This is a genomic window from Cobetia sp. D5 (assembly GCF_035666195.1).
Lineage (GTDB): Bacteria > Pseudomonadota > Gammaproteobacteria > Pseudomonadales > Halomonadaceae > Cobetia > Cobetia amphilecti.
In genome coordinates this window covers 2,911,187-2,924,713 of record NZ_CP142020.1, presented here as the reverse complement: position 1 = coordinate 2,924,713, position 13,527 = coordinate 2,911,187, and the positions used below count along the sequence as shown (strand labels likewise).

General features: G+C 62.8%; 11 protein-coding genes and 3 tRNA genes. 7 read left to right on the top strand and 7 right to left on the bottom strand.

Annotated features, from left to right (window positions below; translation table 11 throughout):
• Position 1: 1 nt before the first annotated feature.
• Positions 2–1,393: a class II fumarate hydratase gene (locus tag U0O11_RS12185; protein ID WP_192837605.1), complete on the top strand. Its 1,392-nt coding sequence runs from the start codon at positions 2–4 to the stop codon at positions 1,391–1,393.
• A gap of 105 nt (positions 1,394–1,498) precedes the next feature.
• Here U0O11_RS12185 and glpD read toward each other — a convergent pair whose 3' ends face one another.
• Positions 1,499–3,001 (bottom strand): glycerol-3-phosphate dehydrogenase, encoded by a 1,503-nt coding sequence (gene glpD / locus U0O11_RS12180; protein ID WP_215823209.1) that lies wholly within the window; start codon positions 2,999–3,001, stop codon positions 1,499–1,501.
• Between the two features lie 589 nt (positions 3,002–3,590).
• Positions 3,591–4,382 carry a DeoR/GlpR family transcriptional regulator gene (locus U0O11_RS12175; protein ID WP_324690298.1) on the bottom strand — a complete coding sequence of 264 codons (792 nt, stop codon included), beginning with the start codon at positions 4,380–4,382 and terminating at the stop codon, positions 3,591–3,593.
• A 471-nt stretch (positions 4,383–4,853) separates the two neighbouring features.
• Between U0O11_RS12175 and glpK the strand changes: the two genes are divergently transcribed.
• The 6 genes from glpK to U0O11_RS12145 all read left to right on the top strand — a co-directional run bounded on the left by glpK (position 4,854) and on the right by U0O11_RS12145 (position 8,712).
• Positions 4,854–6,386: a glycerol kinase GlpK gene (glpK, locus tag U0O11_RS12170; protein WP_324690296.1), complete on the top strand. Its 1,533-nt coding sequence runs from the start codon at positions 4,854–4,856 to the stop codon at positions 6,384–6,386.
• Positions 6,387–6,388: 2 nt separating this feature from the next.
• Positions 6,389–7,111, top strand: coding sequence for an MIP/aquaporin family protein (locus U0O11_RS12165; RefSeq protein WP_052384798.1), 723 nt, complete (start codon positions 6,389–6,391; stop codon positions 7,109–7,111).
• 215 nt (positions 7,112–7,326) lie between these two features.
• A complete protein-coding gene (locus U0O11_RS12160) occupies positions 7,327–8,049 on the top strand; it encodes an MIP/aquaporin family protein (protein WP_324690293.1) in 723 nt (240 codons plus the stop codon).
• Between the two features lie 345 nt (positions 8,050–8,394).
• Positions 8,395–8,471 (top strand) — tRNA-Val (locus tag U0O11_RS12155).
• Positions 8,472–8,508: 37 nt separating this feature from the next.
• Positions 8,509–8,585 (top strand) — tRNA-Val (locus U0O11_RS12150).
• Between the two features lie 50 nt (positions 8,586–8,635).
• Positions 8,636–8,712 (top strand) — tRNA-Val (locus tag U0O11_RS12145).
• Positions 8,713–8,798: 86 nt separating this feature from the next.
• Here U0O11_RS12145 and U0O11_RS12140 read toward each other — a convergent pair.
• The 5 genes from U0O11_RS12140 to U0O11_RS12120 all read right to left on the bottom strand — a co-directional run bounded on the left by U0O11_RS12140 (position 8,799) and on the right by U0O11_RS12120 (position 13,366).
• A complete protein-coding gene (locus U0O11_RS12140) occupies positions 8,799–9,839 on the bottom strand; it encodes an alpha/beta hydrolase (protein WP_324690292.1) in 1,041 nt (346 codons plus the stop codon).
• A 164-nt stretch (positions 9,840–10,003) separates the two neighbouring features.
• Complete coding sequence (locus U0O11_RS12135; protein WP_324690290.1) at positions 10,004–10,492, bottom strand: GAF domain-containing protein; 489 nt, start codon at positions 10,490–10,492, stop codon at positions 10,004–10,006.
• A gap of 217 nt (positions 10,493–10,709) precedes the next feature.
• Positions 10,710–11,528, bottom strand: coding sequence for a MetQ/NlpA family ABC transporter substrate-binding protein (locus U0O11_RS12130; protein WP_043335679.1), 819 nt, complete (start codon positions 11,526–11,528; stop codon positions 10,710–10,712).
• 160 nt (positions 11,529–11,688) lie between these two features.
• Positions 11,689–12,342 (bottom strand): methionine ABC transporter permease, encoded by a 654-nt coding sequence (locus U0O11_RS12125; RefSeq protein WP_107336314.1) that lies wholly within the window; start codon positions 12,340–12,342, stop codon positions 11,689–11,691.
• On the bottom strand, positions 12,323–13,366 hold the full coding sequence (locus U0O11_RS12120; protein ID WP_324690287.1) for a methionine ABC transporter ATP-binding protein: 1,044 nt from the start codon (positions 13,364–13,366) through the stop codon (positions 12,323–12,325). The genes U0O11_RS12125 and U0O11_RS12120 overlap by 20 nt, the downstream gene beginning before the upstream one ends.
• Positions 13,367–13,527: the final 161 nt, after the last annotated feature.

The window sequence follows — 13,527 nt, the reverse complement described above, 5'->3', positions numbered from 1 at the left end:
CATGAGCAGCCAGACCCGCCGTGAACGCGACAGCATGGGTGAACTCGAAGTGCCGGCCAGCGCACTCTATGGTGCCCAGACTCAGCGAGCGGTCGACAACTTCCCCGTCAGTGGCCAGCCGTTGCCTGCTGCCTTCATTCGTGCCGTGGCGCGTATCAAGCTGGCCGCCGCCGAGGTCAACCGTGACCTGGAGCTGCTGGATGACGTGCGTGCCGAGGCGATCATCAAGGCGGCGCGTCAGATCATCGACGGCGAGCATGCCGATCAATTCCCGGTAGATGTCTTCCAGACCGGTTCCGGCACCTCGACCAACATGAACGTCAACGAGGTGCTGACGCAGCTTGCCAATCAGCATCTGGGTGACAAGGACGTGACCGTCGGCGCCAACGACCACGTCAACATGGGCCAGTCGAGCAATGATGTCATCCCGACGGCCATTCATCTGTCCGCCGTCATCGCTGTCTCGGACACTCTGTTGCCGGCGCTGCGCCATCTGCATGAGGTGATCTCCCGCAAGGCCTCTGAGGTGGACGACGTCGTCAAGACCGGTCGCACTCACCTGATGGATGCGATGCCGATTCGCATGAGTCAGGAGCTGGGAGCCTGGCAGGCGCAGGTCGGGCAGGCCATCGAGCGCATCGAGCAGGTGCTGCCGCGCCTCGAGCGCCTCGCCCAGGGCGGCACCGCCGTCGGCAGTGGCATCAACGCGCATCCGGAATTCGCCGAGCGCATCGCCGACCGCCTCTCGCACCAGACCGGCCATGCCTTCCGTCCCGCCGAGAGCTTCTTCGCGGCGCTGTCCTCCCAGGACACGGCAGTCGAGCTCTCCGGCCATCTGCGTACCTACGCCGTGGCGATGATGAAGATCAGCAACGACCTGCGCTGGATGAATTCCGGCCCGCTGGCAGGGCTGGGCGAGATCGAGCTTGAGGCCCTGCAGCCGGGCAGCTCCATCATGCCGGGCAAGGTCAATCCGGTGATTCCCGAGGCGGCCGCTCAGGTGGCGGCGCAGGTGATGGGCAATGACGCCACCATTGGCATCGCCGGGCAGAGCGGCAACTTCCAGCTCAATGTCATGCTGCCGCTGATCGCCAACAACCTGCTGTCCTCGATCACGCTGAGTGCCAATGTCAGCCGTCTGCTGGCGGACAAGGCCATTGCCACCTTCAACGTGCGTCAGGACAACATCGAGGCACCGCTGGCCAAGAACCCGATTCTGGTCACGGCGCTCAATCCGGTGATCGGTTACAACGAGGCGGCGCGAGTGGCCAAGGTGGCCTATCAGGCCGGGCGTCCGATTCTGGATGTAGCCGAGGAAGAGACCGAGTTGTCACGCGAGGAGCTGGAGCGTCTGCTCGACCCGGCCAAGCTGACGGCGGGCGGTATCCAGTAAGTCGTCAATACATGACCTGAAATCCCGCCTGTCCCTGAACGAAAAGCCCGCCCCTCCGGCAAGGAGGGGCGGGCTTTCTTTTGCTGCTGGCTCAGCCGGTTTTCATCATGCGGCGCGTGCCAGCAGGCGTTCCTTGAGGTAGTCGCCGATGCGCGTCTTCTGCTCATCGCTCAGGCGCAGCGTCAGCTTGGTGCGGCGCCAGACGACATCCTGGACCTCACGCGCCCATTCGTGCTCGACCAGGTAGTCGATCTCGGCGGCACTGAGTCCGGCGCCGAAGTCTTCACCCAGCTCCGCCTCGCTCTTCTTGCCGTCGAGGAAGTGCAGGCACAGGCTGCCGTAGCTTGAGGCGAAGCGTCTGGCGCGTGCTTCGCCGAGGAACGGGTAGTCGCGCTGCAGCTGGCGGGTGAAGGCCGCGCGGCTCTCGATATCGCCACCGGGCAGGGCCTTCTCGTGGGTCCACGGCTCGCCCATGCTCGGCAGCAGCGGCTTGAGGTCTTCGAGTGCCGATTCGGCCAGTTTGCGATAGGTGGTGATCTTGCCGCCGAAGATGGACAGCATCGGTGCGCCGCTGTCATCCAGATGCAGGGTGTAATCACGCGTCATCGCGGACGGGTCTGCCGACTCGTCGTCACACAGCGGGCGCACGCCGGAGAAGGTCGAGACCACGTCATCGCGGCTCAGCTTGCGCTTGAAGTGATGGTTGACCACCTCGAGCATGTAGTCGGTCTCATCGCTGGAGCAGGCCACTTCGGAGGGGTCGCCCTTGTAGCGCACGTCAGTGGTGCCGATCAGGCTGAAGTCTTCCTGATAGGGCAGCACGAAGACGATGCGCTTGTCCTTGTTCTGCAGGATGAAGGCGCGGTCATCGGTGTTGATGCGCGGCACGATCAGGTGGCTGCCCTGGATCATGCGGATGCCATAGCGCGGCGTGCGCTCGGTGGCGCCCTTGATGAAGGACTCCACCCACGGGCCTGCCGCATTCACCAGGGTGCGTGCGCGGCGGATGAAGGTCTCGCCGCTGCTGACATCTTCAAGCGTCAGCTCCCAGTGGCCCTCGACATCGCGGGCGCCGACACAGCGGGTGCCCGTCATGATCTCGGCGCCTTGCTCGCGCGCCTGCAGCGCATTGGTGATGACCAGACGAGCATCATCGACCCAGCAATCCGAGTATTCGAAGCCCTGATTGATCTCGCTGACCAGCGGACTCTGCTCGCCGAACTTGAGGCCCTTGGAGGCTGGCAGGGTCTCGCGCTTGCCGATGTGGTCATACAGGAACAGGCCCGCACGAATCATCCACGCCGGACGCAGATGCGGCTGGTGCGGCAGGATGAAGCGCAGCGGCCAGATGATATGCGGCGCCTTCTTGAGGAGTACCTCGCGCTCCTGCAGTGCTTCGCGCACCAGACGGAATTCGTAGTGTTCCAGATAGCGCAGGCCACCGTGGATCAGCTTGCTGCTGGCGGAGGAGGTCGCACTGGCGAGGTCGTTCTGCTCGCACAGGGCCACGCTCAGGCCGCGGCCGCTGGCATCGTTGGCGATACCGGCGCCATTGATGCCGCCGCCGATGATGAAGAGGTCAAGAAGTGCATCGTTGTCGCGGGACATGGGCTGCTCCTGCTCGTGCCCGGCGCTACCGGGTGGGGCGAATGAGTCTGCACCGGCAAGGTGCGCGATAATAGGTTTTCGAAAGTGAACATAGCTTAGCAAAAGTCGAACATCAAGGGGATTCTTCTGCGCTGATGGCTTTCGGAAGTGATCATTTGGGCGAGTGTCTGGCAACTGAGGATTGCCTGATATTCAACCTGTTGTCTTGCCGGTGTTTTTTCTCAGTCTCTGATCATGGCGTGACATTTTCATGAAGCGCCTGGCTGTCATGTTGCCGCGCGGGCGGCGCAGACGATGCCCGCAGTGACTGATCAAGCGTCATGACACGATATACGGAGACGAAGCGGTGCCGCTGGGCAGCGGACAGTCAGCAGCTGGGTAGCTTTCGTGATCTGCGAGGGTTCATCGGTGCAGGGTTCATCGGTGCAAAGGGGCGAGGGGGAAGAAGAAAAGGGGGCGAGGGATAAGGGATGAGAGCCGGGCCAGGCTGCATGTCGGCGTATTGCCTGGCCCCTTGATGCGCGATGACCGGATTGCGCGATGACTTGTTGGTGAGGCGACTAGTGGGTTGGGTGACGCGTCATCGAGCTCAAGCGTCGCCAGTCTCGCCCGACGACTCGGCACCGGCGACATGCAGCGCGACCTCGTGCTGACGCATCAGGGTAAGGATGCTTTCCGGGGGCTGGATGTCGGTGAAGAGCGCATCGAGCTGGCTCAGGTTGCCCTGGCGCACGACCGCATTGCGCTGGAACTTGGAGTGATCCGCGATCAGGAAGACCTGGCGTGAGTTGTGGATGATTGCCTGGGCGACACGCACTTCCTGATAGTCGAATTCCAGCAGCGAGCCATCTTCATCGATGCCGCTGATGCCAATGATCCCGAAGTCGACCTTGAACTGGTTGATGAAGTCGATGGTGGCCTCACCGATGATGCCGCCATCGCGAGAACGCACCATGCCGCCGGCCACGATGACATTGAAATCCTCCTTGTGCTGGAGGATGGCCGCCACGTTCAGGTTGTTGGTGATGACTTCAAGTCCGTGGTGATCACATAGCGCCTCGGCCACCATCTCGTTGCTGGTGCCGATGTTGATGAACAGCGAGGCGTGGTCAGGAATCTGCCTAGCCAGGGCGGCCGCCATGCGCCGCTTGGCGCCCAGGTTCAATGTCTTGCGGGTGCTGTAGGCGGTGCTGACGGTACTGGATTCAAGCCCCGCGCCACCGTGTACGCGCTTGAGCGCGCCGGCCTCGGATAGCTGATTGAGGTCGCGACGAATGGTCTGCGGCGTGACCTCGAAGTGACTGGCCAGCTGCTCGATGGAGGCATATCCCTGACGCGTGATCAGTTCGACAATGGCGCGATGGCGCTTTGGCTGCATCATCCTGCTCTCTTGTTGTCAGCGGCTTGCGAAACGTGAGTTCACTTCATGTCAGGAAGCGCGCATCACGGTTGCCGTTGGGGAGTGGGGTCGTCCAGTGAGGCTACATCCTAATCCAACAGGGGGGCGTCAGTGCAATTTGACGAATGGCGTCAAGGTGTTGCGAAGCTGCAACAGGCCATGTCGGCGCAATGGACATGAGACCAAGGTACAATGATATTGATTGGTAATACGTTTGTGATAGCGCGCATTTGGCGCTAACGTTTGCAGCGATATTCGAAGACGAACATTTCGTGTTCGGTTGTGATGGTTCAAGAGGAAGTGTTCTCGCTGCGCCTGCCAAGCGCGAAGAGGACAAAGCCAACCCGCTTTCTCCTGTCGCCCTCACATAATACCCGAGCCAATATAGTGAAGTACCGCAGTCTCCGCTGACGTGTACTCTCAGAAGCAGCCTCGAAGCCAAGGACAGTCATAATGTCTAGCCCCAAGCCAGAGAAAGACTCTCGCGTCGATGGACCCACGCGCATTCTCGCGATCGACCAGGGTACCACCAGCTCCCGCGCCATCCTGTTCGATCGTGAAGGGACGGTGACAGGTCTGGCCCAGGAAGAATTTCCGCAGCATTTCCCGGATAGCGGTTGGGTCGAGCACAACGTCGATGATATCTGGGGGTCGGTGAAGCGCACCGTGCGTCAGTCGCTGATCAATACCAATGTCGGCGCCGAGCAGGTGGCCGCCATCGGGATCACCAACCAGCGTGAGACCACCATCGTCTGGGACCGCGAGACCGGCGTGCCGGTCTACAACGCCATCGTCTGGCAGGACCGCCGTACCCACGAGTACTGTCGTGAGCTTTCCGATGCCGGTCATGGTGACATGATCCAGCAGAAGACCGGTCTGCTGATCGACCCGTATTTCTCCGCGACCAAGCTGCGCTGGATTCTCGAGAACGTCGAAGGCGTTCGCGCACGTGCCGAGAAGGGCGAGCTGGCCTTCGGTACCGTCGACAGCTACCTGATCTGGAAGCTGACCGCCGGCAAGCGTCACGTCACCGATGCCACCAACGCCTCGCGTACCTGCCTTTTCAACATCGTCGATCAGTGCTGGGACAGCGAGCTGCTGGAGCTGTTCGGCATCCCGGAAAGCCTGCTGCCGCAAGTGCTGGATTCCAGTGATGATTTCGGCACCACCGATCCGCAGCTGTTCGGTGCGGCGATGCCGATTCGCGGCGTGGCCGGCGATCAGCAGGCGGCGCTGGTCGGTCAGGCCTGCTTCACGCCCGGCATGAGCAAGAGCACCTACGGCACCGGCTGCTTCATGATCATGAACACCGGCGAGAAGATGGAGCTGTCCCGCAATCGTCTGCTGACCACGGTGGGTTATCGCCTCAATGGCAAGCCGACCTATGCCATGGAAGGCAGCATCTTCGTGGCGGGCGCAACCGTGCAGTGGCTGCGTGATGGCCTGAAGCTGTTTTCCGATGCCTCCGAGACCGAACCGCTGGCGCGTGCGGCCAAGGCCGACCACGGCGTCTACATGGTGCCGGCCTTCACTGGCCTTGGGGCACCGCACTGGGACCCGCAGGCGCGTGGCGCGATTCTGGGGCTGACCCGTGGTACCGGCATCACCGATATCGTGGCGGCCGGCCTGCAGTCGGTGTGCTATCAGACGCGTGACCTGCAGGAGTGCATGCTGGATGACGTGGCCATCAACTGCGCGAATCTGCGCGTGGATGGCGGCATGGTCAGCAACAACTGGGTGATGCAGTTCCTGTCTGACATGCTGGGCGTGAAGGTGGATCGTCCGCGCGTGCTGGAAACCACGGCGCTGGGCGTCGCGTATCTGGCCGGCCTGCATATCGGCTGGTATGAAAGCCTGGATGTGATCAGCGAGCTGTGGCATTGCGAGCGTACCTTCGCGCCGGAAATGGCGGAAGAGCAGCGCGAGCGCCTCTACGCCGGCTGGCTGGAAGCGGTGGAAAGAGTGAAAAGCGACGGAGGCCACTGAGCATGTGGACCGATGTCATGACAGGCGAGTTTCTCGGCTGTCTGTTCCTTATCCTGTTCGGCGGTGGCGTGGTCGCCAATGTGGTGTTGTCTGACACCAAGGGCAATGGTTCCGGCTGGATCGTGATCACCACCGGCTGGGGCTTTGCCGTGATGATCGGCGTGTTCGTGGCCGTCTCGACCGGTTCGCCCCAGGCGGACCTCAATCCGGCGGTGACGCTGGCCAAGTATCTGCTCGGGGTGCATGCCACCCTCATGGATGTGGCGCGACATGTCATCGCGCAGATGCTCGGTTGTTTCGCCGGTGCCGTGATGGTGTGGCTGGCCTATCTGCCGCACTGGAAGCGCACCAGCGATGCTGGCCTCAAGCGTGCGGTGTTCTGCACCGACCCGGCAGTCGAGTGTCGTCTGGGCAACATGCTCAGCGAAGTGATCGGTACCGTGGTGCTGATCTTCGGTATCGGCGCCATCGTCGGCTCCGGCACCATCAGCGCTGGCCTGCTGCCGTATCTGGTCGGCATGCTGGTATGGGCCATCGGCCTCTCGCTGGGTGGCGCGACCGGTTATGCCATCAACCCGGCACGTGATCTGGGCCCGCGTATCGCGCACTCCTTGTTGCCGATCCACGGCAAGGGTGCCTCCGGCTGGGGGTATGCCTGGGTGCCGATCGCCGGCCCCCTGGCGGGTGCCTTGATCGCGGCCTCCATGTGGCATCTGCTGCTGTAACAAATCCTTGCCGCAATCCGCTGGAGCAGCCCCCTGCACCTGTGGCACTGTAGCCTGACTTCGCCCCGTCCCTCGACGGGGCGAAGTCATTTCGGGTCTCCGCCTTTTCTCGCCTCCCCCGGCGATAGCACCACTCCATCGTCATGGGGCGCGTTCGTGCGGGCGAGAGGTGGCGGTAGACGACTGACGGGGGGCAAGTGGCGGAGGTCATCAAGATGTGGACTGACGTCATGACGGGCGAGTTTCTGGGCACCACCTTCATGATTCTGCTGGGAGGTGGCGTGGTCGCCAATGCGATGCTCAGGGGCACCAAGGGAGCGGGTTCCAGCTGGTTGATGATCAATGCCGGCTGGGGATTTGCCGTGATGGTCGGGGTGCTGGTCTCGACCTCGACAGGGTCGCCCTACGGCGATCTCAATCCGGCGGTGACGATCGCGAAATACCTGCTGGGCGTGCATACCGACGAGCTCAAGGTCGCCAGGATGATGCTGGCGGAGCTGCTGGGCTGCTTCATGGGGGCGGTGCTGGTGTGGGCGGCCTATTACCCGCATTGGGAGGTGACCCGAGACCCGCTGCGCAAACGCGCGGTCTTCTGTACTGATCCGGCAGTGGCCAACAAGACGGCCAATGTCATCAGTGAAGCGATCGCGACGGTGGTGCTCATCTTCGCCATCGGCAGCATGGTCAACAGCGCGCTGGTCACCGATCAGGCGCTGCCATATCTGATCGGTGTGCTGGTCTGGGCGATCGGCCTGTCGCTGGGTGGGCAGACCGGCAACGCGATGAACCCGGCGCGTGACCTGGCGCCGCGCATCGCGCATTGGGTATTGCCGATTGCCGGCAAGGGCAGTTCGGGCTGGCAGTATGCCTGGGTGCCGATCGCCGGTCCCTTGCTGGGGGCCGTGTTGGCAGCTGCGCTGCGTCGGGTCTTCCTCTAGCCGTCGAGGCGCTGCGGCCAGCCATTGTCGTGTCCGTGCGCTGCCAGCCAACCTTGTGCCATTGGGCAAGAGTGGCTGGCGGCGTAGGGCAGAGCAGAGCAGATCAGACCGGGTGAGTTCTTTTCAGGCCTGGCCGTGATGACGAGCCTCGCTTGCGTGCCGCGCGCGGCCGATCCGTTCCCGCTCTGTGTCCGTTCTTTTTACCTGATCATGGCAAGGCGGAATGGCGAGAAAATTTTTTATCATCAGGGGGTTGCATCAAAACGGGAGTTGCGTAGAATACGTCCTCGCTGACAGGGCAAAGCACTTCGCATCACACTGCTTCGCATTTCAGCATGCTGACATAGGACCATAGCTCAGTTGGTTAGAGCGCCACGTTGACATCGTGGAGGTCGGCGGTTCAAATCCGCCTGGTCCTACCAGCATCGGCACTGATGGCAACATCGCGCCACTTGATTCAGGACCATAGCTCAGTTGGTTAGAGCGCCACGTTGACATCGTGGAGGTCGGCGGTTCAAATCCGCCTGGTCCTACCAAGCCGTTCCACGGTATGTTTCAAGTGTTCCTGTGTCATCTGCCACACTTCAGGACCATAGCTCAGTTGGTTAGAGCGCCACGTTGACATCGTGGAGGTCGGCGGTTCAAATCCGCCTGGTCCTACCAGATTCCAGAAAACGCCCGGCTCATCGAGTCGGGCGTTTTTTCGTGTGCGTGTCATGAAAATCTGCCGCGGGATTGGTGCGCGCCGCTCAGGCAAGCGTCTCGTCGAGGAATTCGCGTGCTTCCTTGAGGGCGGCATTGGCAGCGCTCAGCAGCGGAGCGAAGCCGACGAACACATGCGGCATGTCCGGCCACAGACTCAATGTGACGGGCGAGCCGCAGTCCTGCGCCTGAGTGGCGTAGCGACGGCTGTCGTCGAGCAGGATCTCCGCCTCGCCGCACTGGATCAGCGTCGGAGGCAGGTCAAACAGATTTCCCTCCAGCGGCGAGATGCGCGGATCGCTCATGTCGGTACCGTCCTGCACATAGGCCATGCTCACGAAGGGCAGCAGATTGGGATCGAGGATCGGGTCCACCTCGGCCTTGCGCGACAGCGAGGCGCTGCCCCAGCTGAGGTCCGTGGCGGGCGAGAAGGCGATCACCGCATCCGGCAGCCGCTCGCCTGCGCTCTTGAGCGCATTCAGGGCCGCCAGCGTGAGGTTGCCGCCCGCACTGTCACCGGCCAGCAGCAGGTGGTCCTGCGGGTATTCGTCACACAGCCAGCGCCACGCGGCCAGCACGTCCTGCAGGCCGGCCGGGAAGGCGGCCTCGGGCGCGAGGCGGTAATCCAGGGTGTAGGTCTGGGCGCGTGCCGCTCGCCCCAGACGGCTGGCCAGAGGGCGATGGCCGGCAGGCGAGCCTGCGATCCAGCTGCCGCCATGCACATACAGCAGGCGACGCGGGCGCGCTGGTGCGTCATCGGGTGCCGGCAATACCTCACAGACACGCTCTCCCTCGCCACCCGGTACCATCGCGAGACGCGGTGTCACGCCGGTGTCGAGAATGCTGGCGTCGGCAGCGAAGTAGGCCTCAAGCAGGGTGCGCTTGGCGCCGAGGTCATTGCCGGTGCGCGCCGTGAAGGCCTTGATACGCTCAAGATGCTTGATGACTCGCTCAAGGCCGGCATGCGCATCGTCGTGATTTTGCAGCGAGGCCTCCGCGTGTGGGGGCGGCGAATCCGGGGATGTAGAGGATGATGTGGAGGGCGAAGTAGAGGGCGACGAGGGATGAGATGGCGACCGGGATGACATGTTTGGCTCCTGTCGGGGGCGAGAGCTCTTAACCTGTCATCTCGCACGGGGCTGTGCAAGGCCTGACAGGCCGCAACGCAAACCGCCCGCCGTGCGGGTGGCGCGGCGGGCGGCAGAGCGTGATGCTGACGTTCAGGCTGCCTGTCAGACGGGCGCTCAGTTTGTCAGGCAGGAACGCTGTCGAAGTCGCTGGAGGCGATGAAGATCTCGACCAGACGCTCGATGCCGGCCTGGTCCTCTTCGTCGAAGCGCTCGGGGCTCGGGCTGTCCAGGTCCAGCACACCCCACAGCACTTGCTGGCCGTCCTGCTCGATGAGCACCGGGATGACCAGCTCGCTGCGCGAGGCGGCGTCACAGGCGATATGGCCCGGGAAGGCGTGTACATCCGCGACACGCTGGGTGGTGCGCTCGGTGGCGGCGGCGCCACACACGCCCTTGGTGAAGGGAATCGGGTGGCAGGCCGGCTGACCCTGGAATGGCCCCAGGTGCAGGACCTGCGGCTGACGTTGCACATAGAAGCCTGCCCAGTTGAGGTTCTCCACCGTCATGTTGACGAAGGCAGCCGTCTGGGAGGCATTGGTCAGCCAGTCGCGGGTATCGAGGATGGCATCCAGCTGGCGGGCCAGCAGTAAATAGTCGGGGCGAGTGGCCATGAGGGCTCCTGATGGATAGGTAAGTGGGGAGATGGCGCAGGAATGCGGTCGCGGGTCGCCTGTTTCAAGCGTGTCCTGCGCGTGTGTCTTCTCGCGCTGCGCCGGCATCTGGGCGCGATGAGATGCGTGATGAGATGAGTCATCCACCGGATGCAAAAGCGCCGACCAGTGGTCGGCGCTTTGCGTTCAGGCGTCTGTCAGTGACGTGGGGTGAGGCTTACTTCCAGCCCGGCACCGCCGCGCCCTTGAACAGCTCTTCCGCCTTGGCTTCGACTTCCGGCGTCTGGTAGGCCTTGACCAGCTTCTGCACCTTCTCGCTGTCTTCATCGCCCTGACGCACGACAATCAGGTTGACGTACGGAGACTCGGCGCCTTCACGGATCAGCGCGTCTTCCGGCTTCAAGCCAGCCGGCTGGGCGAAGGTGTTGTTGATGAAGGCCAGGTCGACGTCCGGCAGGATGCGCGGCAGCTGGGCAGCCTCGATTTCCTTGAACTGGTAGTCATGCGGGTTCTTGGCGACGTCGATCGGGGTCGCTTCGAGGTTGCCCTTGTCGGTCAGCTCGATCATGCCCAGGTCGTGCATCAGGATCAGGGAGCGGCCTTCATTGGACGGATCGTTCGGCAGGGCGATGGTCGCGCCGTCCGGCAGTTCGCTGATGTCTGCGTACTTCTCGGAGTAGGCACCGATCGGGTACACGAAGGTCTTGCCGGCGCTGGCGAACTTGTAGCCACGCTCACGCACCATGGATTCCATGTACGGCTGGTGCTGGTAGGCGTTGGCATCCAGAGAGCCGTCGGCCAGCGCGGCGTTGGGAGACACGTAGTCGGTGAACTCGGTGATCTCGACGTTCAGGTCGTACTTTTCCTTGGCGATCTCGGCCGCGACCTTCATCACTTCGGTTTCCGGGCCTGCGACGGTACCCATCTTGAGGGTATTCTCGTCGGACGCGTCGTTGCCGCAGCCTGCCAGCAGGGTGGCGCCGAGCAGGGTGGCGGCACCGGCAAGGCGCAGCGGGGAAGAAAGCGTGGTCAGCATGTTGCGCATCGATGTTCTCCTTGTGATCCGACGTGACCGGCGGGGTCCGCGGGATGTTATGAGTGACGGCTCATTGTGATGAGCCGTCACGATACCGAAAGCCGTGTGATTTGTAGATCGAACGCCACTTCTATATCAGTCACCGCTCATGGAACGACGCTTACTTGTGGTTCGACTTGCGCACCAGATGGTCGCCCAGGCTCTGGAAGCCCTGCACCATGACGACGAGGATGACCACGGTCACCAGCATCACCATCGGGTCGAAGCGGTTGTAGCCGTAGCGAATGCCGAGATCCCCCAGGCCGCCGCCACCGACGGTGCCGGCCATGGCGGAATAGCTGATCAGCGTCACCACGGTGATGGTCAGGCCATTGATGATGCCGCCGCGTGCTTCCGGCAGCAGTACCTTGGTGATGATCTGCATCGGCGTGGCGCCCATGGCCTGTGCGGCCTCGACCAGCCCGGGGCCGACTTCATTCAGCGCGCCTTCGATCAGGCGGGCGACGAAGGGAATCGAGGCGATGGTCAGCGGTACGATGGCGGCATTGGTGCCGATCGAGCTGCCCGCGATCAGGCGCGTCAGCGGGATGATTGCCACCATCAGGATGATGAACGGCACCGAGCGACCGATGTTGGTGATGATGCTCAGCACGCTGTTGAGTGCCGGGCGCGCGAGAATCTGGCCGGGGCGCGAGGTGTAGAGTGCCACGCCCAGCGGAATGCCGAGTGCCGCGGAGATCAGGCCTGCCACCGCGACCATGTACAGGGTCTCGAGGGTGGAGGACAGGACGAGTTCAAGCAGTGCGGGTGACATGGCCGAGCACCTCCACTTTCAGGTCGTGGGATTCGAGATAATCGAGCGCTTGCTGGGTCTGGCCGCTGTCGCCCATCAGTTCGGCGATCATCAGGCCCAGGGTGCGGTCCTGAATGGATTCCACCTTGGCCTGCAGGATGCTGACATCCACCTGGCATTCACGCGCCAGACGGGAGATCAGTGGAGTGGAGACGGCGTCGCCGCTGAAGGCCAGGCGCACCACCGGGTGGGTGTGCGGGCCGGCGGTGGCTTCGAGGCGCTCGACCAGCGCACGCGGCGGCTCAAGCTCCAGGAAGTCATTGAGGAACTCGCGGCCCAGGCGGGTCTGCGGTGCGGTGAAGAAATCGCCCACCGAGGCCACTTCCACCAGTTCACCGCCGCTGATCAGGGCGACCTGATCACAGATGCTCTTGACCACTTCCATCTCGTGGGTGATCAGCAGAATCGTCAGGCCCAGCTTGGTGTTGATGTCCTTGAGCAGCTCAAGGATGGAGGCGGTGGTCTGCGGGTCGAGGGCCGAGGTGGCCTCGTCGCACAGCAGCACCTTGGGGCGGCTGGCCAGCGCACGGGCGATGGCCACACGCTGTTTCTGGCCGCCGGACAGCTGGGCAGGATACTGGCCGGCCTTGTCGCTCAGGCCGGTCAGCTCCAGCAATGGCTCGACGCGCTTTTTGATCTCGTCCTTCGAGATGCCAGCCAGCTCCAGCGGCAGCGCCACATTGGCGAAGACTGTGCGTGAGGAGAGCAGATTGAAATGCTGGAAGATCATGCCGATCTGGTGACGAGCGCTGCGCAGGGCGGACTCGTCGAGCTCGGTCAGTTCCTGGCCATCGACGACGACGCTACCGGCAGTGGGGCGTTCGAGCAGATTGACGCAGCGAATGAGGGTCGACTTGCCGGCACCGGACAGGCCGATGACACCGGTAATGGCGCCCTGAGGAACCGTGAGGCTGGCATCCTTGAGCGCGACCACGGCCTTGTCACCACTGCCGTAAGTCTTGGAGACGTTCTTGAGTGTGATCATGGGGGTCCGAGTGGTTAAGGCACCAACCGGATTGCGGGCGAAGGTCTGTAGAGGACAGAACGTTCTGCCGGCGTCTGCGCACATGGCAGACAGCGAAGAGGGGAGCGATCCAGTGGGGAGAAAAAAGACCACCCAAGACGGGTGGCCATCAACGCTGGACA